The sequence below is a fragment of the Raoultella sp. T31 genome (assembly GCF_002806725.1).
In the GTDB taxonomy this organism is placed as follows: Bacteria; Pseudomonadota; Gammaproteobacteria; order Enterobacterales; family Enterobacteriaceae; genus Klebsiella; species Klebsiella electrica.
In genome coordinates this window covers 1-21,619 of record NZ_PIBO01000039.1, presented here as the reverse complement: position 1 = coordinate 21,619, position 21,619 = coordinate 1, and the positions used below count along the sequence as shown (strand labels likewise).

The following is a 21,619-nucleotide window of genomic DNA, read 5'->3' as shown; positions in this document are numbered from 1 at the left end:
AGATGAACAGTATTAAAATTTACACATGTCACCACAAACCCAGTGCTTTTCTAAACGCCTCTATTATTAAACCACTGCATGTCGGGAAAGCGAATACCTACAATGATATTGGCTGTGAAGGAGATGATAGCGGAGACAACATTTCCTTTAAAAATCCTTTTTATTGTGAACTGACGGCCCATTATTGGGTGTGGAAGAATGAATCCCTCGCTGATTATGTTGGATTCATGCATTACCGTCGACATCTGAACTTTTCCGAACAACAAAATCATCCTGAGGATAACTGGGGAGTGGTCAACTACCCGGCGATCAATGCTGAATATGAAAATCAGTTCGGATTAAGTGATGAGTCTATACAGACCTGCGTCGATGGATATGATCTGCTGTTACCTAAAAAATGGTCGGTAACATTCGCAGGGAGTAAAAATAACCTTGATCATTATACAAAAGGTGAATTTTTACATATCAAAGATTATCAGTCCGCCCTGGAAGTTGTTGAAGAGTTGTATCCGACATATAAAGATGCGATTCAACAATTCAATAATGCAACGGATGGCTATTACACGAACATGTTTGTTATGCGCAAAGACATGTTTGTGGATTATTCAGAATGGCTTTTTGCTATTTTGTCTAATCTTGAAAACCGGATTTCGATGAATAACTATAATGCTCAAGAGAAACGTGTGATTGGACACATTGCTGAGCGTTTATTCAATATCTATATCATTAAATGCCAACAAGATAAACAGCTAAAAATAAAAGAACTACAGCGCACGTTTGTCACTACTGAAACATTTAATGGTAAGTTAAATCCTGTTTTTGACGTTGCGGCTAGTGTTCCGGTTGTTATCAGCTTTGATAATAACTATGCATTAAGTGGTGGGGCATTAATAAATTCAATTGTGCGCCATTCTGATGCGAATAAGAACTATGATATTGTTGTTCTGGAAAACAAGGTTAGTCATCTAAATAAAAAACGCCTTATCAATCTGGTTGCTGGTCATAACAACATATCGTTGCGCTTTTTCGATGTGAATTCATTCACTGAGATAAGCGATGTGCATACCCGCGCGCATTTTAGTGCCTCGACCTATGCCCGCTTGTTCATTCCGCAACTTTTCCGTGATTATAAAAAAGTTGTGTTTATCGATTCTGATACCGTCGTGAAGGCCGATCTGGCGACGCTTCTGGATGTTAATATCGGTAGCAATTTGGTTGCTGCGGTTAAAGATATTGTCATGGAAGGGTTTGTGAAGTTTGGCACGATGTCAGAATCTGATGATGGCATTATGCCCGCAGAGCAGTACCTGAAAAAGACATTAGGAATGACGAATCCTGACGCATATTTCCAGGCCGGGATTATCGTTTTCAATGTCGAACAAATGGTTAAAGAGAACACCTTTGCCCAGTTGATGGCAGCCCTGAAAGCCAAAAAATATTGGTTCTTAGATCAGGATATCATGAACAAAGTGTTCTTTGGCAGAGTCGAGTTTTTACCGCTGGAATGGAACGTATACCATGGCAATGGTAATACCGATGATTTCTTCCCAAACCTCAAGTTCGCGACCTATATGCGTTTTCTGCAGGCCAGAAGAAATCCGAAAATGATTCACTATGCGGGTGAAAACAAACCATGGAATACTGAGAAAGTCGATTTCTATGATGATTTTCTGGAAAATGTTTTAAATACCCCATGGGAAAAAGAAGTTTACTATCGTCAGTTACCTGTGGCCTCGGCAGGACATAATCAGAATAGTGAACTGAAGCAAACTGTGTTGCTGCAGACAAAGATTAAAAGAACTTTGATGCCATATGTTAATAAATATGCTCCTGTCGGTTCACCAAGAAGAAATAAGCTCATTAAATATTATTATAAAGTTCGCCGTACGATTCTTGGCTAATGCAACTGGAGACACATTATGAAGCGTAACAATATTCTCATCGTCGGCGCAGGTTTTTCAGGCGTGGTCATTGCCCGTCAGCTTGCTGAACAAGGTCACAAGGTTAAAATTATCGACCAGCGAGACCATATCGGCGGAAATTCGTATGACACCCGCGATCCGCAGACTGATGTCATGGTACATGTTTACGGCCCGCACATTTTCCATACGGACAATGAAACCGTCTGGAACTACGTCAACCAGTATGCGGAAATGATGCCCTATGTGAACAGAGTAAAAGCCACGGTCAATGGCCAGGTTTTTTCTCTGCCAATTAATCTGCATACCATTAATCAGTTTTTTGCTAAAACCTGCTCTCCTGATGAGGCTCGGGCGCTCATTAGCGAAAAAGGCGATAGTTCCATTATGGAACCGAAGACTTTTGAAGAGCAGGCCTTGCGTTTCATTGGTAAAGAACTATACGAAGCGTTCTTCAAAGGCTACACCATTAAACAGTGGGGGATGCAGCCTTCTGAACTTCCGGCATCAATACTTAAACGTTTGCCGGTACGTTTCAATTATGACGATAATTACTTTAATCATAAATTCCAGGGAATGCCGAAGTTTGGTTATACCCATATGATTGAAGCGATCGCCGATCATGAAAATATCACTCTGGAATTACAGCGTGAGTTTGCTGCTGAAAATCGCGAAAATTACGATCATGTATTTTATAGCGGCCCACTAGATGCGTTCTACTCATACCAGCACGGGCGTCTTGGCTACCGTACTCTGGACTTTGAGCGATTTACGTATCAAGGTGATTATCAGGGTTGCGCAGTCATGAACTATTGCTCCATTGATGTTCCGTATACGCGAATTACTGAACATAAATATTTTTCCCCGTGGGAGAACCACGAAGGCTCTGTCTGCTATAAGGAATATAGCCGCGCCTGCGGTGAAGATGATATTCCGTACTACCCCATCCGCCAGATGGGCGAAATGGCGCTGCTGGATAAATATTTATCACTGGCTGAAGGTGAGAAAAATATCACTTTCGTCGGACGCTTAGGCACCTATCGCTATCTTGATATGGATGTCACGATTGCAGAAGCACTGAAAACGGCCGATAAATATCTGTCTTCATTGTCCAACGACGAAGCGATGCCTGTATTCGTGGCCGAAGTACGATGAAAAATACTGCATTAATAGTCACTTTTAACCGTCTGGAAAAGCTAAAGAAGACGGTTGCTGAAACTGTTAAGCTGAACTTTGCCTCTATTGTTATCGTCAACAACGGTTCCACGGACGGGACCGCTGACTGGCTCCAGACAATCACGGACTCGCGTGTTATTGTTTTAAATCTGGCCAGTAACAACGGTGGGGCCGGAGGTTTCAAGGCCGGTAGTGAATACATATGTCGTTCTGTTGATAGCGATTGGATCTTCTTTTATGACGATGATGCTTATCCGCAAAGTGATATTCTGGATAAGTTTGCCGCGATAAATAAAGCCGATTGCCGTGTTTATACGGCGCTAGTGAAAGACTTGCAGGGCCGTATATGCGCGATGAATGTCCCATTCGCAAAAGTTCCGACCTCGTTTAGTGATACCTTGCAATATATCAAGGATCCCCAACGCTTTGTACCAGATAATAAGGAAACGCTGGTTCAGACGGTTTCATTCGTTGGCATGATCATTAAACGTGAAGTTTTGAATGCGCATCTTCAGCATATTTATGATGAGCTTTTTCTTTATTTTGATGACCTCTACTTTGGTTATCAGTTAACTTTAAGTGGCGAGAAAATCTCCTATAATCCGCAGCTTGTGTTTACCCATGATGTGAGTATCCAGGGGAAGGTTATATCGCCTGAGTGGAAGGTTTACTATCTTTGTCGAAATTTGATTTTGGCTAAGAGAATATTCACAGAAGTGGCGGTTTTTAGTCGTTTATCAATCCTTTTACGCCTCTGTAAATATATTTCGATACTCCCACTGCAACGCCGGAAATGGGTATATCTAAAGTTTTTATGCCGTGGGATTATTCATGGTGTAAAAGGAATCAGCGGTAAGTTTCACTAAGTGGACATAGCAATGAAAAAACTGTGTTATTTCATAAATTCGGATTGGTACTTTGATTTGCATTGGACCGATCGTGCAATTGCCGCCCGAGATGCCGGTTATGAGATTCACATTATTAGCCATTTTGTCGAAGATAAAATAGCAAAAAAATTTAAGGCATTAGGTTTTATTTGTCATAACATCCCTCTTGTCGCTCAATCATTCAACATTTTGATTTTCTTTCGGGCCTTTTCTCAGGCGCGGAAAATTATTCAAAATATAAATCCGGACTTGTTGCACTGCATTACGATCAAGCCGTGTTTGATCGGTGGCTTTCTGGCAAAAAGTACCCAGCGGCCTGTTATTTTGAGTTTTGTCGGTTTAGGGCGGGTGTTTTCCGCGGAGTCAGTCGGCCTTAAACTGCTGCGTAATTTTACGGTTATGGCATATAAGTATATCGCCAGTAACAAATGCAGTTTGTTTATGTTCGAACATGATAAAGACAGAGCCAGACTCGCCGACCTTGTTGGTATCGATTACAAGCAAACTATTGTGATTGATGGTGCAGGTATTAACCCCGAGATTTACAAGTATTCTCTGGAGCAACAGCGCGATGTCCCGGTCGTCCTTTTTGCCAGTCGGATGCTGTGGAGTAAAGGACTTGGCGATCTGATTGAAGCCAAAAAAATACTGAGCAATAAAAATATCCACTTTACGCTGAATGTGGCCGGTATCTTAGTGGAAAATGACAAAGACGCGATTCCGCTCGCGACGGTACAGCAGTGGCAAAGTGAAGGCATGATTAACTGGCTTGGTCATTGCTCTAATGTCTTTGATTTGATTGAAGAATCAAATATCGTTGCTTTGCCGTCAGTCTATGCTGAAGGCGTACCGCGTATTTTGCTGGAAGCCTCTTCGGTAGGGCGCGCTTGTATTGCTTATGATGTTGGTGGCTGCGATAGTTTAATTATCAATAACGATAATGGGTTGATTGTAAAAAGTAAATCTGTCGAAGAACTGGCGGAAAAGCTCGGCTTCCTGTTAGATAACCCTGAAACTCGCGTCGCAATGGGCATTAATGGTAGAAAGCGCATTCAGGATAAATTCTCGAGTGTGATGATCATCAATAAAACATTAAAAACATACCGTGATGTTGTTGAAGAGTAGTTTTTGATGAAGCTAAGACGCTTTCATCTTACCTGTCTTTAAAAACTGGCAACCTACACATTAAACGCTATCAAAAAAAATATAATCGCGTTTATAATCTAAGCGTCAAGGTGATAGCATGTCTGATAAAAAGAACATTGTTATTTCTGTTATTATCCCTGTACACAATGCTGCTGGATATATTTCAGATACCTTAAGCACGGTTTTGTCTCAAACACTGAACGACATCGAAATCATTATTGTCAATGATTGTTCCGACGATAATACCTTCGAGATTGTCTCTGCGCTAGCGGAAACTGATTCACGGATTAGAGTGATTAACAACGCGACAAACCTCGGTGGCGGAGGTTCGAGAAACGTCGGATTAGATGCCGCTATCGGTGAGTACGTTATTTTCCTCGATGACGACGATCATGTTGAACACCAGATGCTGGAACACATGTATGCGCGGGCTATCGATATACAAGCGGATGTCGTTATCTGTCGTAGCCAGTCGTTTGATCCCGCCTTGCAGGTTTATGCCCCGATGCCGTGGTCCGTGCGTCAGGAGCTGCTACCTGATCTTATGGTTTTTTCATCCCAGGATATTCCCTCTGATTTTTTCCGCGCCTTTATCTGGTGGCCGTGGGACAAACTTCTCAGACGTCAGCTTATTGCCGCTCACCAGCTTCGTTTTCAGGAAATCAGAACAACGAACGACCTTTTCTTCGTTTGCGCTTTCATGCTTATGGCGAACCGAATTTCGGTCTTAGATGAAACGCTAATTTCTCATACCATCAACCGTCCTGAATCCTTGTCCGCTACCAGGGCGGAGTCGCACCACTGTGCTGTCGAAGCACTGGCTGCTCTTAAAACGTTTATCTGTCAGCAGGGGATGATGGGGCAACGCCTCAGAGATTACAAAAACTATGCGGTCGTTTTCCTTGAGTGGCATTTAAACACGATCTCTGGACCGACATTCCAGCCGTTTTATCAGCAGGTGCAGGAGTTTATTGGTGCACTGGATGCTAAGGATGACGATTTTTATGATGAATTTATCGCCGCCGCATACCGTAGGATCACCGTGTTGTCTGCTGAAGAGTATATCTTCTCCCTTAAAGATCGTGTCCTGAAAGAGCTTGAGTTTTTCCAGGCCAGGAGCGCCACATTAGAGCAAGAAGTTGAGGGGCTTACACACTCGTTTGCTGAGCAAAAGAGTGAAAATACGCTATTGCATACCCAATTAGATGAGATTGAAGAGCGGGTGACTGAACAGGAAAAAAATATTCATCAGTTAACTGAAAAAAATAATGCTTTGCGTCATGAAATGACGATTAAACAGCAAGAGTTAAATGAAATTTACCAGCATTACAAAGAGTTAATCTCTTCTTTATCATGGAAGTTGACTCAGCCGCTAAGAGTAGTAAGACGCTTTTTTAAAAGGTTTTAACAGAAGGTTAAGAGGGTTTCGTTTCCTTCTGGGTGGTTCCTTATAAAGTTATTTTTTATATAAAAGAGCTCCTTATCACATGATTTGAGGAGCGCTTTTTCGGTTGGATTAATAATTTATTAGTTGGCAGGTAATCGATTTCTCGTTGAGTCTTTGCTGGGGGCAGCAATGTCTCAATGTGTGTAACTGGTTTTCTTTTTTACGTGAATATCTGCCTTTCTAAAAAATTTCCAGGCGGAAATTACTTTTAAATATTGATGACTATTCTATTTATTACTAATAAATTCTTTTTTCTAAAAGAATGTAGTTTTACTCATTGAATTACGGAGTGTAGATTGTCTGTTAACAGATTTGATGCCATTGATGGCACTCGTGGGATATTGGCGGGCATGGTCATGCTCAGCCATATGTTTGGTAGCTTTATGGGCTGGCCGCAAGTCAGACCATTTAGTGGCGCCTATCTGTGCGTGGTGTACTTTTTCATCATGAGCGGCTTTGTTCTGACCTATGCCCACGCGTCGGGTAACTTTTTCAAATACCTTCTGACGCGGTTTGCCAGACTATGGCCACTTCATTTTTTGTCGACCATTCTGATGGTCGGCATTTATTACTATAATGCCCATCATGGCGGCTATGTTTCCAGCCCGGATGTGTTTTCTGTTACTGTGATACTAAAAAATATATTATTTCTTCATGGTCTGTACTGACATGACTTCAAGTTAATTAATGAGCCATCATGGAGTATAAGCATTGAGTTCTGGGCATCGCTTTTAATCCCTCTGGTCTTTACGCGATTAGGAAATATGACTCGTGCCGTTGTTGCAGGGTTATTCTTTATTTTTCTGTGGCATAAATACCCATCCGGGATACCACCCTCAATGCTGACCGCTATGCTGTCTATGCTGATTGGTTCACTGTTTTTCTCTTTATCACAGACAGAGTATTTTAAGTGTCTGATGAAAGAAAAGTTCATGGCCTGTTTTATTGGCGCGGCGACGATGGTATCAATCGTTGGTGTTTATGCCATGAATCACAGTCGACTGGATTATTTTTTTATTCCTGGCGTTTATCCCGATGCTGTTCATAGATTATCTCCCCGATAATCAGTTGATAAAACGGATTTTCACCTCTAATTTATTCTTGTTTCTCGGCTATATTAGTTTCCCTTTGTATCTATTGCATGAGCTGGTTATTGTTTCTGGATTCATTTTCGACCCTGAAAATGCCTGGGTATCAATATCAGTAGCGGCATTTGCCGCCATATTCATTGCCTATATTTATGCCCGGTTTATCGATTATCCTCTCTATCGCGCGTTAAAGCGCCAGATTGCCAAAATAAGCTAATGCTCCGTTGCGTTTTATTGCGCGGTATTTAATGGGTTCCTGCGCTGCGGCCGGGAACGCCCGGCGGAGAAAAGGGGAGGGGAATCCCCTCCCGTTATCGACTTATTTATGTCTGCTCCGCAGATTCTCGACCACCGCCGTCAAATCCAGCCCCTGATCCTGCAGCAGCACCAGCAGGTGGTACATCAGATCCGATGCCTCGTTCTTCAGTTCGAACTGGTCATGCACCGTCGCGGCCAGCGCCGTTTCCACGCCTTCTTCCCCTACCTTCTGCGCAATGCGCTTGGTACCGCTGGCATACAGCTTCGCGGTATAGGAGCTTTCCGGGTCCGCATGCTTACGCTCGGCCAGCAGCTGCTCCAGCTGATACAGGAACAGCCATTGGTGACCGGCGTCGCCGAAGCAGCTGGACGTGCCTTTATGGCAGGTCGGGCCGATCGGGTTAACCAGCACCAGCAGGGTGTCGTTGTCGCAATCCGGGGTAATGCTCACCACGTTGAGAAAGTTGCCGGAGGTTTCGCCCTTGGTCCACAGACGCTGTTTGGTCCGCGAATAAAAGGTCACTTTACCGCTCTCTTCGGTCTTCGCCAGCGCATCCTGATTCATGTAGCCCAGCATCAGCACTTCGCCGGAGATGGCGTGCTGCACGATGGCTGGCATCATGCCGTCGGTTTTTTCCCAGTCCAGCTGTTCAGTTAACATACCCTAATCTCCACGCCCTGTGCTGCCAGGTACGCTTTCAGTTCGCCAATATTAATAATCTGTTTGTGGAACACCGATGCGGCCAATGCGCCGTCGACGTTAGCGTCGCGGAAGGCTTCAAGGAAATGTTCCATGGTGCCGGCGCCGCCGGAGGCGATCAGCGGCACGTGGCAGACGGCGCGGACTTTGCTCAACTGCTCAAGATCGTAGCCGTTACGCACGCCGTCCTGATTCATCATATTCAGCACGATCTCGCCGGCGCCGCGTTTCTGCACTTCCTGCACCCAGTCGAGGGTCTCCCACTGGGTCACGCGCGTGCGGCTCTCATCGCCGGTATACTGGTTAACGTGATATTTACCGCTCTCAGCATCAAACCAGGTATCGATGCCCACCACAATACACTGCACGCCAAAACGATCGGCCAGACGGGTAATCAGCGTCGGATCGGCCAGCGCCGGGGAGTTAATCGAAATCTTGTCGGCACCGAAGGAGAGAATCTGCGCCGCATCGTCGAGGGATTTAATTCCGCCGGCGACACAGAAAGGAATATCGATCACTTCCGCGACCCGCGACACCCAGCTTTTATCGACGACGCGGCCGTCGCTGGAGGCGGTGATATCGTAGAACACCAGCTCATCCGCGCCTTCATCAGCATAGCGTTTCGCCAGCGGCACGATATCGCCGATGATTTCATGATTACGGAACTGCACGCCTTTCACTACCTGGCCGTCGCGAACGTCGAGGCAGGGGATTATCCGTTTTGCCAGCATTGAATGGCCTCCGTTACGTTAAATTTACCTTCCAGCAGCGCGCGACCGACAATCACCCCGCGCACGCCGGTGCCGCGCAGCGCGGCAATATCCTGCAGATCGCCGATGCCGCCGGAAGACTGGAACGCCACCTGCGGATAGCGGGCGCACACTTCTTCATACAGCGAGACGTTGGACCCCGCCAGGGTGCCATCGCGAGAAATATCGGTACACAGGACATGCTGCAGGCCGACGGATTGATAGCTCTCCACCAGCTCTTCCAGCGTCACGCCGGAGTTTTCCTGCCAGCCGCTGACCGCCACCTGCTTATTGCCTTCCGCGTCGATACGCACGTCGAGCGCCAGCACCAGATGCTGCGGGCCAAAACGCTTAAACCAGCCTTTCACCACTTCCGGCGACTTCACCGCCGTCGAACCCACCACCACGCGCGCCACGCCTGCGGTGAGCAGGGCCGCCACATCCTCTTCCGTGCGCACGCCGCCGCCGACCTGCACCGGTACGTTCACTCCGGCAACCAGCGTTTTCAGCAGCGGGATCTGGCGCTTCGCCGGATCTTTCGCCCCGGTCAAATCGACCAGGTGCAGCACCTCGGCTCCTTGCGCGGCATAGGATTGCAGGCGCGGCAGCGGATCGTTGCCATAGTCGCGCTGCTGGCCGTAATCGCCCTGATGGAGACGGACAACCGTACCGTCAATTAAATCTAAAGCAGGAATGATCATCACATCTCCAGGAAGTTTTTCAGCAGCTGCGCGCCGGCGCTGCCCGAGCGTTCCGGGTGGAACTGGACGCCAAAAAAGTTATCTTTCTGTACCGCCGCGGTGAACGGCTCGCCGTAATGGCACTGGGCGATGGTGTAAGGATTCACCGGCATGGCATAGCTGTGAACGAAATAAAAATAAGCGCCGTCATCGATACCGCGGAACAGACGGTTCCCGGCTTTTGGATAGACCCGGTTCCAGCCCATATGCGGCAGCGGCAGCCCGTGATCGGTCATTTTCGGCACGTCTTCTTCAATAATGCCCAGCAGATCCACGCCGTTGCTCTCTTCGCTGCGCCGCCCCAGCAGCTGCATGCCGAGACAGATACCGAGTACCGGCTGGGTGCAGGCTTTCACCAGCTCAATCAGCTCGCGCTCGCGTATCTGGTCCATTGCCGCCTGCGCGGTACCGACGCCGGGCAAAAACAGTTTATCGGCGCGCAGCACCACATCCGGGTCGCGGCTGACCGCCGGCTCGTAGCCGTGACGGCCGATTGCCGACTTCACCGAATTGAGGTTGGCGCAGCCGGTGTCGAGGATCACCACGTTCATCACAGTACTCCTTTCGATGAGGGCAGCGTATCGCCCTGCACGCGAATCGCCTGACGCAGCGTACGGCCAAAGGCCTTGAACAGGCTTTCGACGCGATGATGGTCGTTCTTGCCCTTGGTTTTCAGATGCAGCGTGACCGCCATGGTATAGGAGAGCGAACGGAAGAAGTGCTCAACCATCTCGGTGCTCAGATCGCCAACGCGCTGATAGGCAAAATCGGCTTTATATTCCAGGTGCGGGCGACCGGAAATGTCCAGCGCGCAGCGGGCCAGACATTCGTCCATCGGCAGCACAAACCCAAAACGGTTGATCCCGCGCTTATCGCCCAGCGCCAGTTTCAACGCCTCGCCCAGCGCCAGACCGGTATCTTCTACGGTGTGGTGATCGTCAATATAGAGATCGCCGCCGACGTTAATTTCCAGACGGAAGCCGCCGTGGGTGGCGATTTGATCGAGCATATGATCAAAGAAGCCGACGCCGGTGTGAATTTTGCTGCCGCCTTCGCGATCCAGCCAGACTTTGACATCCACCTGGGTCTCTTTGGTGTTGCGCTCCACGTGGGCATAGCGGTCACGGCGGGTTAGCTGTTCGCCGATAGCCGGCCAGTTCAGGGTCTCGCGGTCATAACGCAGGCCGATGATGCCCATATTGTCCGCCAGCTGGATGTCGGTCGCGCGATCGCCGATCACGTAGCTGTGGGCTTTATCCATCACGCCCTCTGCCAGCCACGGCAGCACCAGCTGGGTTTTAGGCTTGCGGCATTCACAGTTGTCAGCCGGCAGATGCGGGCAAATCAACACCTCGTCGAAATTGACGCCCTGGGAAGAAAACACCTGCATCATCAGATTGTGCGGACCGTCAAACTCCGCCTGCGGCAGGCTGTCGGTCCCCAGACCGTCCTGATTGGTGATCATCACCAGCTTGTAACCTTCCTGCTGCAGTTTTAGCAGAACAGGGATCACCTGCGGCTCAAAGGCCAGCTTTTCAAAGCGGTCTACCTGAAAATCAACCGGTGGCTCGGAAATCAGCGTACCGTCACGGTCAATAAAGAGAAACTTCTGGGTCATACATTCTCCGCAGTCAAAGCGTCAATCACGCGCTGGCTCTCTGCACGGGTACCGATAGTGATACGCAAACAGCCGCTTAATGAAGGTTGTTTATTCTGGTCTCGTAAGATAATGCCCTGATCCCACAGAGATTTAAATACCGCGCTGGACGCTTTAAAGCGCACGAGGACATAGTTAGTCGCGGAGTCGAAGACCTGCTCAACGCACGGGATAGCGCGCAGCTGACTAATCAGGTACTCACGCTCGTCGAGAATCTGCGCCACCCGCGCGCGCATCGCGGCGATACCCTGCTCGCTGAGCGCCTGGGCAGCAATGTCGGCCACCGGCGTCGACAGCGGGTAGGGGGCGATGACCTTCATCAACAGGCTAATCACCTCGGCGTTCGCCAGGGTAAACCCACAGCGCAGTCCGGCGAGGGCGAAGGCTTTTGATAACGTGCGCAGGACCACGAGGTGCGGATAGTCGCTCAACCAGCCCGCCAGCGTCGCCTGCGGGCAGAACTCGATATAGGCTTCGTCGGCGACGACGATCGCCTTGCCGCGGGTCATCTCCAGCAGCGCGCGCATATCGTCCGGGTTAATCACCTGCCCGGTCGGGTTGTTGGGGCTGCAGACAAAGACCACCTTCACGCCGTCGAGACTGGCGGCGATGCCGGGGAGATCGAGCTGCCAGTCGCTCAGGCTCGGCACCGTCCGGCGATCCACGCCGAAGGTTTCGGTACTGACGCCGTACATGCCGTAGGTTGGCGGGCAGTAGAGCACCGCATCTTGTCCCGGCTCGCAGAAGGCGCGGATCAGCAGTTCGATACCTTCATCGGCGCCGCGGCTGACCAGCACCTGCTCGGGCTTAACCCCGGCATACTGCGCGTAGTTCTCAATCACTGCCTTCGGCTGGCATTCCGGATAGCGGTTCAGCGTCTGCTGAGTTAGCTGGAATTCGACGGCGGTCGGGAATTCATTGGCGTTCAGCCAGACATCGCCTTTGCCGCCCAGACGACGAGCAGACTGATACGGCGTCAGGGCACGCACGTTGGCGCGGACTAAATCTTCGATGCTCATGCTTGCTCCTTAAGGGCTGCAACGCGCAGCGTAACGGCATTTTTGTGGGCGGTCAGGCGCTCGGCGGCGGCGAGGATCTCAATGGTCGAGGCGAGGGAGGCAAAGCCTTCGCGCGACAGCTCCTGCACGGTCATTCGTTTCTGGAAATCCGCCAGTCCCAGGCTTGAGCAGGTGGCGGTATAGCCATAGGTCGGCAGCACGTGGTTGGTGCCGGAGGCATAATCACCGGCGGATTCCGGCGACCAGTCGCCGAGGAACACCGAACCGGCGCTGGTAATGTCGTCAACCAGTTCACGGGCTTGACGGGTCTGGATAATCAGGTGCTCCGGGCCGTACTGGTTGGAGATATCTACGCACTGGGCGAGGTCGCGGGCCACGATAATCCGGCTGGCCGAGAGCGCTTCGCGGGCGGTTTCCGCACGCGGCAGCGCCGCCAGCTGGCGCTCAACGGCGCGGGCGACCTGTTCACCCATCGCCGCATCCGGGGTCAGCAGGATCACCTGCGAATCGGGGCCGTGCTCCGCCTGGGAAAGCAGGTCGGAGGCGACAAAGTCCGGCGTCGCGCCGCTGTCGGCAATCACCAGCACTTCTGACGGTCCCGCCGGCATATCGATCGCCGCGCCGTCCAGACGCTGGCTGACCTGGCGCTTGGCCTCGGTGACAAAGGCGTTGCCCGGGCCAAAGATTTTATCGACTTTCGCCACCGACTCGGTGCCGAAAGCCAGTGCGGCAATGGCCTGAGCGCCGCCGACGTTGAAGATTGTGCGCACGCCGCAAAGCTGGGCCGCGTAAAGGATCTCATCGGCAATCGGCGGCGGCGAACACAGAACCACCTGCTGGCAACCTGCGATGCGCGCTGGCGTCGCCAGCATCAGCACCGTCGAGAACAGCGGCGCAGAACCGCCGGGAATATAGAGGCCGACGGAGGCGATAGGGCGGGTCACCTGCTGGCAACGCACGCCCGGCAGCGTCTCCACATCCACGCCCGGCAGTTTTTGCGCGTTGTGGAAGGTCTCGATATTGCTGACCGCGACCGCCATGGCTTGTTTCAGCTCATCGCTGAGGCGGGCGCCGGCAGCGGCAATCTCTTCTTCGCTGACCTGCAGCGTTTTGACATCGGTTTTATCAAACTTTGCGCTGTACTCGCGCAGCGCCGCATCGCCATTGTTTTTGACGTTATCAAGAATGTCCGCCACCGCGCGGGTGATGGTGTCGGAGGCAGAAATCGCCGGGCGCATTAAGAGCTGCTGCTGCTGTTCGGCGCTACAGCTGTTCCAGTCGATGATGGTATTGAAGCTCATGGTCGTTTCCCCTGTCTAATCTCTGAGACAGGCCCGTCGGGCCTGTTCCCCGTGGATTACTCCATCATTTTCTCAATGGGCAGTACCAGAATGGAGCTGGCGCCCAGCGCTTTCAGTTTTTCCATGGTTTCCCAGAACAGGGTTTCGCTGCTGACCATGTGCATGGCAACGCGCTGTTTGTCACCGGCCAGTGGCAGAATGGTCGGGCGCTCAGCGCCAGGCAGCAGGGCCACCACTTCTTCCAGACGTTCGGTCGGGGCGTGCATCATGATGTATTTGGATTCGCGCGCCTGAATCACCCCCTGAATACGGGTCAGCAGGCGGTCGATTAACTGCTGTTTGGCATCAGCCATTTCGCCATCGCGCTGGATCAGGCAGGCTTTAGAGCGGAACATCACTTCCACTTCGCGCAGACCGTTAGCTTCCAGGGTGGCGCCGGTGGAGACCAGGTCGCAAATCGCGTCGGCCAGGCCAGCGCGCGGGGCGACTTCAACGGAACCGTTCAGCAGACAGGATTTAAAGGAGATACCTTTCTGATCGAGGTAGCGCTTCAGCAGGTGCGGGTAGGAGGTGGCGATACGTTTGCCGTCCAGCGATGACGGACCGTCCCAGGCCTCATCTGCCGGAGTGGCCAGCGACAGGCGGCAGCCGCCAAAATCAAGACGACGCAGAGTAAAATAGCGCGGGTCTTCACCCTGAGCGCGGCGGCTCAGCAGCTCTTCTTCCAGCACGTTCTCGCCGATGATGCCCAGATCCACTACGCCATCCATAATCAGGCCCGGGATATCGTCATCGCGGACACGCAGAATGTCGATGGGCATATTTTCCGCCAGCGCAATCAGACGCTGGGTGTGCAAATTCACTTTAATGCCGCAACGGCCCAGTAATTCGCGTGAATCTTCGCTCAGGCGGCCTGATTTTTGAATAGCTATGCGTAAACGGCTGTTGTCTAACATTCTTGTTTTCCTCTTAATACCTGTCTGAATCTGTCCGAATTTGGTTCAAAAAAAAGCCCCCGGAAGTAAATCTTCCGGGGGCTCTATTCGCGCTCATGCACCTCTGGAAGATCTAAACGTCTTCCAGCACACATCGCCTGAAAGACTAGTCAGGATGATGGTGATGATGGTGATGTTTAAATTGAACGCGGTTCATAAAATTCTCTTTGAATGACTATGCATTTGATGCCTTTTAACCTAAACCACTTCAAGCGCAGAAAGCAAGGGCTTTTTACCATCATTAATTCATTTCATCTTCACTGAAGAAATTGTCAGTTGCCGCTGGCTGGCGTAGCCTTAAGTCAGCACAGCGAAAGAGTCAGGAGCCAGGTATGAAAAAGGTCGCAATTGTCGGTTTAGGATGGCTGGGCATGCCGCTCGCTTTGTCATTGAGCGCGCGGGGATGGCAGGTTACCGGCAGCAAAACCACCCAGGACGGCGTGGAGGCGGCGAGGATGTGCGGTATCGAAAGCTATCCGTTACGCCTGGAGCCGCAGCTGGTCTGCGATGCCGAAGATCTGGATGCATTGATGAATGTGGATGCGCTGGTGATTACGCTGCCGGCTCGTCGCAGCGGGCCGGGGGAAGATTTTTATCTGCAGGCGGTACAGGAGCTTGTCGACACGGCGTTGGCCTACCATATCCCGCGGATCGTCTTTACCAGTTCCACTTCCGTATACGGCAATGCCAGCGGGATGTTAAAAGAGAATTCGCCGCGCGATCCGCAAACCGCCAGCGGCAGGGTGCTAAAAGAGCTGGAGGACTGGCTGCATAACCTTCCGGGCACCTCGGTGGATATTTTGCGTCTGGCCGGGCTGGTGGGGCCCTCTCGCCATCCCGGGCGTTTCTTTGCCGGGAAGTCCGCGCCGGACGGTCAGCACGGCGTAAACCTGGTACACCTGCAGGATGTTATTTCGGCTATCGAGCTCCTGCTGCAGGCTCCGAAGGGTGGACACATCTATAATATATGTGCGCCCAAACATCCGGCACGCGGCGTGTTCTACCCGCAAATGGCCCGTGAACTTGGGTTGCCTGCGCCGGTGTTTGCCGACAGCCCAAACGGCGACAGCGGAAAACTGATTGATGGTAACCGTATCTGCTATGAACTGGGGTTTGATTATCAGTACCCCGATCCGCTGGTGATGCCGATGGAGTAATCCGCCAGCGGGAAATCGCGAACCTAAGGGGGCGGCGATGAAACCACTGCTGGATGTCCTCGTCATTCTGGATGCGCTGGAAAAAGAGGGGAGCTTTGCCGCCGCGTCGGCAAAGCTGTACAAAACGCCTTCTGCGCTGAGCTACACCATTCATAAACTGGAAAGCGATCTCAATATTCAACTGCTTGATCGCAGCGGTCATCGGGCGCGCTTTACTCCCACCGGGCAGATGCTGCTGGAAAAGGGGCGCGAAGTTCTGCATACCGTCCGCGAGCTGGAAAAACAGGCGATTAAACTGCATCAGGGCTGGGAAAATGCGCTGGTGCTGGCGGTGGATAGCACGTTCCCCTTTTTTTTACTGGCGCCTCTGGTGAGCCGGTTCTATCAGCAGCATACCGCCGCCCGGCTGCGTTTTGTCCGCGAGGCACCGGCCAGCGGCTGGAGTGCGCTGGTGGAAGGACGGGCGGATATCATTGTGGGGGTATCAGGCGACCCGCCGGCGCTCGTCGGCTATGGGTTTAGCCCGCTGGGCGAGCTGGCGCACATCTTTGTTATCGCGCCGCAGCATCCGCTGGCAAAAATGGCGGCACCGCTAAGCTGGCGGGCGATGAAACACTATCGGGCCATCGTCTGCGGGGAGCAATGGCCGCCGGTTGACGATCAGGAAAGCCTTGTGACGTACGATTTTGCCGGCCAGCTGATGTTGATTAGCGCGGGGCTGGGATGGGGGTATGTGCCAAGGTATCTGGTACAGGCTCAGCTGGAGAGCGGCGAGCTGATAGAAAAAGAGGTCTCCTCGCCGTTACCTGCGCATCGGGCATGGCTTGGCTGGAATGAAGACGCCGCCGGACTTTCTTGCGCGTGGTGGCGTAGCGAAATTTTAGCAAATAATGCTATCCATACGATCTATGATATTAAAATCGTATGAATATTAATCTTTTAGATAAGCATGACGTTGATTTGCCGTCTCAACATCTTGTCATCTGGCCAGTAAATGTTGCAAAATACGCGGCCTGAAAAAATGGAAATTGACCGACTCTTTTTTGAAGAGTCGGTTATTTTTTTGTTTTCAAGACACATCATTCAATACCAAGAGGCCGGGCTTCGTACCGGATAGATATTTACTAAAAACCGACAGTCGTTGTCGCTGAGGAATAGAAAAAATGGGGCAATTTTTTGCTTACGCGCTGGCCTTCGCCGTAAAAGGGGATAACTATGTCGCATAACGCTACTCCAAAAACCTCTCGCGTGGAATTACGTAAAACGCTTACGTTGATTCCGGTTGTAATGATGGGCCTGGCCTATATGCAGCCGATGACGCTGTTCGATACGTTTGGTATCGTCTCTGGTTTGACCGACGGCCACGTCGCGACGGCTTACGCCTTCGCCCTGGTCGCGATTCTCTTTACGGCACTGAGCTACGGTAAACTGGTTCGTCGTTTCCCGTCAGCGGGTTCCGCTTACACCTACGCCCAGAAATCTATCAGCCCGGCGGTGGGCTTTATGGTGGGATGGTCGTCGCTGCTGGACTACTTGTTCATGCCGATGATCAACATTCTGCTGGCGAAAATTTACTTTGAAGCGCTGGTGCCTTCTGTTCCTTCGTGGATCTTCGTTGTCGCGCTGGTGGCCTTTATGACCATCTCTAACCTGCGCAGCATCAAGACCGTGGCGAACTTCAACACCCTGATCGTTATCCTGCAGATGGGTATCGTGGCGGTGATTGTCGGCCTGATTATCTACGGCGTGATGCACGGCGAAGGCGCAGGCACACTGACCAGCACTCGTCCGTTCTGGTCTGAAGGGGCGCACGTGGTGCCGATGATTACCGGTGCGACCATCCTGTGCTTCTCGTTCCTGGGCTTCGATGGCATCTCTTCGCTGTCTGAAGAGACCAAAGACGCTGAGCGCGTGATTCCGAAGGCTATCTTCCTGACTGCGCTGATTGGCGGCCTGATCTTCATCGGTGCCTCTTACTTCCTGCAGCTGTACTTCCCGGACATCTCGCGCTTTAAAGATCCGGACGCATCGCAGCCAGAAATTATGCTGTACGTTGCGGGTAAAACCTTCCAGTGGGGCGTGCTGATTTTCTCCAGCGTGACCGTACTGGCTTCCGGCATGGCCGCGCATGCGGGCGTTTCTCGTCTGATGTACGTCATGGGCCGCGATGGCGTGTTCCCGACTCGTTTCTTCGGCTATGTACACCCGAAATGGCGTACTCCGGCATGGAACGTGCTGCTGGTTGGCGCGATTGCGCTGCTGGCGATTAAATTCGACCTGGTGACGGCGACGGCGCTGATTAACTTCGGCGCGCTGGTGGCATTTACCTTCGTTAACCTGTCGGTTATCTCCCAGTTCTGGATCCGTGAAAAGCGTAACAAGACGCTGAAAGACCACTTTAACTACCTGATCCTGCCGGTGTGCGGCGCCCTGACCGTAGGCGCGCTGTGGATTAACCTGGAAGAGAGCTCCATGATTCTGGGTCTGATCTGGGGCGGTATTGGTCTGGTGTACCTGGCCTGCGTGACCAAAAGCTTCCGCAACCCGGTACCGCAGTACGAAGACGTGGCGTAATCCTCGCCCGCAGTGATGAAAAAAGCCGGAGGGAAACCTCCGGCTTTTTGTTTTTGTCCTCGGGAGTCCGCGACCTGACCGCGCGACAGCCCGAATAACCCCTTCCTACATCACCTTCAGAAGCGCATCCAGCAGTCCAGGAAAGCGCGCGTCGAGATCCTCCCGACGCAGAGAAATCATATTCTCCCGCCCCTGGGGGCGCTGCCAGATGACGCCGCTATCGCGCAGGACGCGCCAGTGGTGGGTCATCGTCGACTTGGCGACATCCTCATGGCGCAGCGCGTTGCAGCTCTGCTCGCTGCCATCGGCCAGGATGCGAACGATCTCGAGGCGCATCGGGTTACCAAGGGCAAAAAGCACATTTTCCAGGCGAATGTGTTCACGTTCGGGGTGATTGGCGATCATAATATTCCTGTGTCGGCGGTTGTGCGGCTCCCGGGAGTCGCAGCCCGTATCGGCGGCTGCCGGGTAATATATCCAAACTGAAGGTCTAACGCTACGCGTGCCAGCCGTCGTTTCACCAATGGCAGTGATAGTAAAAATAGTTCGAATATACTCGTACAGTTGTACTATGATAGCGGCAGTTAACCACGCTGCGGCACACTCTGGCCGCTTACTGACAGTCAAAATGACTAAGGACGCATCATGCCCCGACCCATCCCTCTCGAACGTTATCGCAACATCGGTATCTCCGCGCATATCGATGCCGGTAAAACCACCACCACCGAGCGCATTCTGTTTTACACCGGAATGAGCCACAAGCTGGGGGAAGTACACGATGGCGCGGCAACCACTGACTGGATGGCGCAGGAGCAAGAGCGCGGAATTACCATTACTTCCGCTGCGGTGAGCTGCTTCTGGCCCGGCATGGACCGTAGTTTCGAGCCACATCGCATCAATATTATCGACACCCCGGGCCACGTGGATTTCACCATTGAGGTGGAGCGCTCAATGCGCGTGCTGGATGGCGCGGTGATGGTCTATGACTCCGTCGGCGGCGTGCAGCCGCAATCGGAAACCGTGTGGCGACAGGCGAATAAATATCACGTTCCGCGGCTGGCCTTCGTCAATAAAATGGACCGCCCCGGCGCCGATTTCTTCCGCGTCGTGCAGATGATGATTGATCGCCTGAAGGCGAATCCGGTACCGATCGTTATCCCTGTTGGCGCCGAGGAACATTTCACCGGCGTGGTCGATCTCATCAAAATGCGCGCCATTTTATGGGATGACGCGACCCAGGGGATGACCTTCAGCTACGCGCCGGTGCCGGACGACCTGCTGGAAACCGCCCGACAGTGGCGAGAAAAAATGGTCTCCGCCGCAGCGGAAGCCACCGATGAGCTGATGGATAAATATCTTGAGAGCGGCGAGCTGAGCGAGGCCGATATCGTGGCCGGGCTGCGTAAACGTACCGTCAGCGGCGAAATTCAGCCGGTGCTGTGCGGCAGCGCCTTTAAAAATAAAGGCGTGCAGCGGATGCTGGATGCGGTGATCGAACTGATGCCGTCACCGCTGGATATTCCGGCGATTCAGGGCGTTGATGAGAAAGGGCTGCCGGCGGAGCGCCATCCTGGCGACGACGAACCGTTCTCGGCGTTGGCGTTTAAACTGATGACTGACCCGTACGTTGGCCAGTTGACCTTTATTCGCGTCTATTCCGGCACCCTGAAAAAAGGCGACGCGGTCTACAATCCGGTCAAAGGGAAAAAAGAACGTATCGGGCGTATTGTGCTGATGCATGCCAACGATCGCCACGAAGTGGATGAGCTGCATGCCGGGGATATTGCCGCCTGTGTCGGGTTGAAAGATGTCACCACCGGCGACACGCTATGCGATCCGGACGCGGTGATTACCCTCGAACGGATGGAGTTCCCGGAACCGGTGATTTCGCTGGCGATTGAGCCGAAAACCAAAGCGGATCAGGAGAAAATGGGGATTGCCCTACAGCGCCTGGCCTCTGAGGACCCGTCGTTCCGTCTGCATACTGATGAGGAGTCCGGGCAGACGATTATCTCCGGGATGGGCGAACTGCACCTGGAAATTATCGTCGATCGCATGAAGCGCGAGTTCGGCGTGGAGGCCAATATCGGTCGACCACAGGTCACCTACCGCGAGACACTGCGCAAAACGGTGAAAGAGGTGGAGGGGAAATTTGTCCGTCAGTCCGGCGGGAAGGGGCAGTATGGCCATGTTGTGCTGACCCTCGAACCGCTGGCGCCGGGGAGCGGCTTTGTGTTTGAAGACGCAACCAAAGGCGGGGTGGTGCCGCGCGAGTACATTCCTTCGGTGGAGAAAGGCTTGCGTGAAGCGATGGGCACCGGCGTGCTGGCAGGTTATCCGGTTGTCGATGTCAAAGCGACCCTGACATTTGGTTCGTATCATGATGTCGACTCATCGGAAATGGCCTTCCGCATGGCGGCGATTTTCGGCTTCAAGGAGGGGGCGCGCAGAGCCGATCCGGTGATTCTCGAACCGGTGATGCATGTAGAGGTGGAAACCCCGGAAGAGTATGCCGGGAATATTATGGGCGATCTCTCTTCGCGGCGTGGCATGGTGCAGGGGATGGAAGAGCGCTTCGGTAGCCAGATTATCCGCGCCGATGTTCCGCTGGCTGAAATGTTTGGCTATTCTACCACGCTGCGCTCAATGTCGCAGGGCCGAGCGACCTACAGTATGGAGTTCCATCACTACGCGGAAGCCCCGCGCAATGTAGCGGAAGCGATTATTGCCAGCCGCGCTAAAAGCTAAAGAAACGTCCCCGGGTTGCGACGCACAGCGTCTTACCCGGGCTACAGGCTAAACAACG

Annotated in this window: 23 protein-coding genes and 1 other annotated feature; of the genes, 13 read left to right on the top strand and 10 right to left on the bottom strand. The window is 52.1% G+C overall.

All coding sequences use genetic code 11. From position 1 onward, the window contains the following. The first annotated feature begins 2 nt into the window (after nucleotides 1-2). The 8 genes from CWM52_RS21080 (at nucleotide 3) to CWM52_RS26895 (ending at nucleotide 7,880) form a co-directional block, all read left to right on the top strand. Complete coding sequence (locus CWM52_RS21080) at nucleotides 3-1,901, top strand: DUF4422 domain-containing protein (RefSeq protein WP_100685873.1); 1,899 nt, start codon at nucleotides 3-5, stop codon at nucleotides 1,899-1,901. A gap of 18 nt (nucleotides 1,902-1,919) precedes the next feature. Further along, on the top strand, nucleotides 1,920-3,074 hold the full coding sequence (glf, locus tag CWM52_RS21075) for a UDP-galactopyranose mutase (RefSeq protein ID WP_100685872.1): 1,155 nt from the start codon (nucleotides 1,920-1,922) through the stop codon (nucleotides 3,072-3,074). Beyond that, nucleotides 3,071-3,961, top strand: coding sequence for a glycosyltransferase (locus CWM52_RS21070; protein ID WP_100685871.1), 891 nt, complete (start codon nucleotides 3,071-3,073; stop codon nucleotides 3,959-3,961). Before glf ends, CWM52_RS21070 begins: the two co-directional genes overlap by 4 nt. Beyond that, the gene (locus CWM52_RS21065; RefSeq protein WP_160702724.1) at nucleotides 3,962-5,107 is read left to right on the top strand and encodes a glycosyltransferase family 4 protein; all 1,146 of its coding nucleotides are present in this window, start codon (nucleotides 3,962-3,964) and stop codon (nucleotides 5,105-5,107) included. It begins immediately after the preceding gene. A gap of 118 nt (nucleotides 5,108-5,225) precedes the next feature. Beyond that, nucleotides 5,226-6,536: a glycosyltransferase family 2 protein gene (locus tag CWM52_RS21060; RefSeq protein ID WP_100685869.1), complete on the top strand. Its 1,311-nt coding sequence runs from the start codon at nucleotides 5,226-5,228 to the stop codon at nucleotides 6,534-6,536. Nucleotides 6,537-6,871: 335 nt separating this feature from the next. Further along, complete coding sequence (locus tag CWM52_RS26905; RefSeq protein ID WP_227521325.1) at nucleotides 6,872-7,243, top strand: acyltransferase family protein; 372 nt, start codon at nucleotides 6,872-6,874, stop codon at nucleotides 7,241-7,243. 96 nt (nucleotides 7,244-7,339) lie between these two features. Next, nucleotides 7,340-7,639 carry a hypothetical protein gene (locus CWM52_RS26900; protein WP_227521324.1) on the top strand — a complete coding sequence of 100 codons (300 nt, stop codon included), beginning with the start codon at nucleotides 7,340-7,342 and terminating at the stop codon, nucleotides 7,637-7,639. Beyond that, nucleotides 7,611-7,880, top strand: a complete 270-nt coding sequence (locus tag CWM52_RS26895) for a hypothetical protein (RefSeq protein WP_227521323.1) — start codon at nucleotides 7,611-7,613, stop codon at nucleotides 7,878-7,880. Before CWM52_RS26900 ends, CWM52_RS26895 begins: the two co-directional genes overlap by 29 nt. A gap of 102 nt (nucleotides 7,881-7,982) precedes the next feature. Here CWM52_RS26895 and hisIE read toward each other — a convergent pair whose 3' ends face one another. The 9 genes from hisIE to hisL all read right to left on the bottom strand — a co-directional run bounded on the left by hisIE (nucleotide 7,983) and on the right by hisL (nucleotide 15,239). Beyond that, a complete protein-coding gene (gene hisIE / locus CWM52_RS21050; protein WP_004864532.1) occupies nucleotides 7,983-8,582 on the bottom strand; it encodes a bifunctional phosphoribosyl-AMP cyclohydrolase/phosphoribosyl-ATP diphosphatase HisIE in 600 nt (199 codons plus the stop codon). Beyond that, nucleotides 8,576-9,352, bottom strand: a complete 777-nt coding sequence (gene hisF / locus CWM52_RS21045) for an imidazole glycerol phosphate synthase subunit HisF (protein WP_100685868.1) — start codon at nucleotides 9,350-9,352, stop codon at nucleotides 8,576-8,578. Before hisF ends, hisIE begins: the two co-directional genes overlap by 7 nt. After that, on the bottom strand, nucleotides 9,334-10,071 hold the full coding sequence (gene hisA, locus CWM52_RS21040) for a 1-(5-phosphoribosyl)-5-[(5-phosphoribosylamino)methylideneamino]imidazole-4-carboxamide isomerase (protein WP_100685867.1): 738 nt from the start codon (nucleotides 10,069-10,071) through the stop codon (nucleotides 9,334-9,336). The genes hisF and hisA overlap by 19 nt, the downstream gene beginning before the upstream one ends. Beyond that, nucleotides 10,071-10,661 carry an imidazole glycerol phosphate synthase subunit HisH gene (gene hisH, locus CWM52_RS21035; RefSeq protein ID WP_015583936.1) on the bottom strand — a complete coding sequence of 197 codons (591 nt, stop codon included), beginning with the start codon at nucleotides 10,659-10,661 and terminating at the stop codon, nucleotides 10,071-10,073. Before hisH ends, hisA begins: the two co-directional genes overlap by 1 nt. Continuing rightward, entirely contained in the window at nucleotides 10,661-11,728 is a 1,068-nt protein-coding gene (gene hisB / locus CWM52_RS21030) for a bifunctional histidinol-phosphatase/imidazoleglycerol-phosphate dehydratase HisB (RefSeq protein ID WP_100685866.1), read from the bottom strand. Before hisB ends, hisH begins: the two co-directional genes overlap by 1 nt. Then, nucleotides 11,725-12,786: a histidinol-phosphate transaminase gene (hisC, locus tag CWM52_RS21025; protein ID WP_100685865.1), complete on the bottom strand. Its 1,062-nt coding sequence runs from the start codon at nucleotides 12,784-12,786 to the stop codon at nucleotides 11,725-11,727. Before hisC ends, hisB begins: the two co-directional genes overlap by 4 nt. Then, nucleotides 12,783-14,087, bottom strand: coding sequence for a histidinol dehydrogenase (gene hisD, locus CWM52_RS21020; RefSeq protein WP_100685864.1), 1,305 nt, complete (start codon nucleotides 14,085-14,087; stop codon nucleotides 12,783-12,785). Before hisD ends, hisC begins: the two co-directional genes overlap by 4 nt. 56 nt (nucleotides 14,088-14,143) lie before the next feature. Continuing rightward, complete coding sequence (gene hisG / locus CWM52_RS21015) at nucleotides 14,144-15,043, bottom strand: ATP phosphoribosyltransferase (RefSeq protein ID WP_100685863.1); 900 nt, start codon at nucleotides 15,041-15,043, stop codon at nucleotides 14,144-14,146. A 47-nt stretch (nucleotides 15,044-15,090) separates the two neighbouring features. After that, nucleotides 15,091-15,213 (bottom strand) — a sequence feature (His leader region). Beyond that, nucleotides 15,189-15,239 carry a his operon leader peptide gene (gene hisL / locus CWM52_RS21010; protein ID WP_004899375.1) on the bottom strand — a complete coding sequence of 17 codons (51 nt, stop codon included), beginning with the start codon at nucleotides 15,237-15,239 and terminating at the stop codon, nucleotides 15,189-15,191. Its footprint overlaps the feature before it by 25 nt. A 175-nt stretch (nucleotides 15,240-15,414) precedes the next feature. On the opposite strand from hisL, the gene CWM52_RS21005 reads away from it, so the two are divergent. The 4 genes from CWM52_RS21005 (at nucleotide 15,415) to CWM52_RS20990 (ending at nucleotide 18,813) form a co-directional block, all read left to right on the top strand. Continuing rightward, nucleotides 15,415-16,239: an SDR family oxidoreductase gene (locus CWM52_RS21005; protein WP_100685862.1), complete on the top strand. Its 825-nt coding sequence runs from the start codon at nucleotides 15,415-15,417 to the stop codon at nucleotides 16,237-16,239. A 37-nt stretch (nucleotides 16,240-16,276) separates the two neighbouring features. Further along, nucleotides 16,277-17,167: a LysR family transcriptional regulator gene (locus tag CWM52_RS21000; RefSeq protein ID WP_100685861.1), complete on the top strand. Its 891-nt coding sequence runs from the start codon at nucleotides 16,277-16,279 to the stop codon at nucleotides 17,165-17,167. A gap of 235 nt (nucleotides 17,168-17,402) precedes the next feature. Further along, nucleotides 17,403-17,465 (top strand): membrane protein YoeI, encoded by a 63-nt coding sequence (yoeI, locus tag CWM52_RS27185; protein WP_098949253.1) that lies wholly within the window; start codon nucleotides 17,403-17,405, stop codon nucleotides 17,463-17,465. Beyond that, nucleotides 17,455-18,813 carry an APC family permease gene (locus tag CWM52_RS20990; protein ID WP_165785421.1) on the top strand — a complete coding sequence of 453 codons (1,359 nt, stop codon included), beginning with the start codon at nucleotides 17,455-17,457 and terminating at the stop codon, nucleotides 18,811-18,813. The genes yoeI and CWM52_RS20990 overlap by 11 nt, the downstream gene beginning before the upstream one ends. 105 nt (nucleotides 18,814-18,918) lie before the next feature. Here CWM52_RS20990 and CWM52_RS20985 read toward each other — a convergent pair whose 3' ends face one another. Continuing rightward, the gene (locus tag CWM52_RS20985; protein ID WP_100685859.1) at nucleotides 18,919-19,218 is read right to left on the bottom strand and encodes an ArsR/SmtB family transcription factor; all 300 of its coding nucleotides are present in this window, start codon (nucleotides 19,216-19,218) and stop codon (nucleotides 18,919-18,921) included. Between the two features lie 240 nt (nucleotides 19,219-19,458). On the opposite strand from CWM52_RS20985, the gene fusA reads away from it, so the two are divergent. Then, nucleotides 19,459-21,561, top strand: a complete 2,103-nt coding sequence (gene fusA / locus CWM52_RS20980) for an elongation factor G (RefSeq protein WP_100685858.1) — start codon at nucleotides 19,459-19,461, stop codon at nucleotides 21,559-21,561. Nucleotides 21,562-21,619: the final 58 nt, after the last annotated feature.

Excerpts from the sequence above, each read along its gene's own strand:
- CWM52_RS21080 (WP_100685873.1), top strand. The coding sequence starts at position 3 with ATGAACAGTATTAAAATTTACACATGTCACCACAAACCCAGTGCTTTT.
- glf (WP_100685872.1), top strand. The coding sequence starts at position 1,920 with ATGAAGCGTAACAATATTCTCATCGTCGGCGCAGGTTTTTCAGGCGTG.
- CWM52_RS21070 (WP_100685871.1), top strand. The coding sequence starts at position 3,071 with ATGAAAAATACTGCATTAATAGTCACTTTTAACCGTCTGGAAAAGCTA.
- CWM52_RS21060 (WP_100685869.1), top strand. The coding sequence starts at position 5,226 with ATGTCTGATAAAAAGAACATTGTTATTTCTGTTATTATCCCTGTACAC.
- CWM52_RS26900 (WP_227521324.1), top strand. The coding sequence starts at position 7,340 with ATGACTCGTGCCGTTGTTGCAGGGTTATTCTTTATTTTTCTGTGGCAT.
- CWM52_RS26895 (WP_227521323.1), top strand. The coding sequence starts at position 7,611 with ATGCTGTTCATAGATTATCTCCCCGATAATCAGTTGATAAAACGGATT.
- hisIE (WP_004864532.1), bottom strand. The coding sequence starts at position 8,582 with ATGTTAACTGAACAGCTGGACTGGGAAAAAACCGACGGCATGATGCCA.
- hisF (WP_100685868.1), bottom strand. The coding sequence starts at position 9,352 with ATGCTGGCAAAACGGATAATCCCCTGCCTCGACGTTCGCGACGGCCAG.
- hisA (WP_100685867.1), bottom strand. The coding sequence starts at position 10,071 with ATGATCATTCCTGCTTTAGATTTAATTGACGGTACGGTTGTCCGTCTC.
- hisH (WP_015583936.1), bottom strand. The coding sequence starts at position 10,661 with ATGAACGTGGTGATCCTCGACACCGGCTGCGCCAACCTCAATTCGGTG.
- hisB (WP_100685866.1), bottom strand. The coding sequence starts at position 11,728 with ATGACCCAGAAGTTTCTCTTTATTGACCGTGACGGTACGCTGATTTCC.
- hisC (WP_100685865.1), bottom strand. The coding sequence starts at position 12,786 with ATGAGCATCGAAGATTTAGTCCGCGCCAACGTGCGTGCCCTGACGCCG.
- hisD (WP_100685864.1), bottom strand. The coding sequence starts at position 14,087 with ATGAGCTTCAATACCATCATCGACTGGAACAGCTGTAGCGCCGAACAG.
- hisG (WP_100685863.1), bottom strand. The coding sequence starts at position 15,043 with ATGTTAGACAACAGCCGTTTACGCATAGCTATTCAAAAATCAGGCCGC.
- CWM52_RS21005 (WP_100685862.1), top strand. The coding sequence starts at position 15,415 with ATGAAAAAGGTCGCAATTGTCGGTTTAGGATGGCTGGGCATGCCGCTC.
- CWM52_RS21000 (WP_100685861.1), top strand. The coding sequence starts at position 16,277 with ATGAAACCACTGCTGGATGTCCTCGTCATTCTGGATGCGCTGGAAAAA.
- CWM52_RS20990 (WP_165785421.1), top strand. The coding sequence starts at position 17,455 with ATGTCGCATAACGCTACTCCAAAAACCTCTCGCGTGGAATTACGTAAA.
- CWM52_RS20985 (WP_100685859.1), bottom strand. The coding sequence starts at position 19,218 with ATGATCGCCAATCACCCCGAACGTGAACACATTCGCCTGGAAAATGTG.
- fusA (WP_100685858.1), top strand. The coding sequence starts at position 19,459 with ATGCCCCGACCCATCCCTCTCGAACGTTATCGCAACATCGGTATCTCC.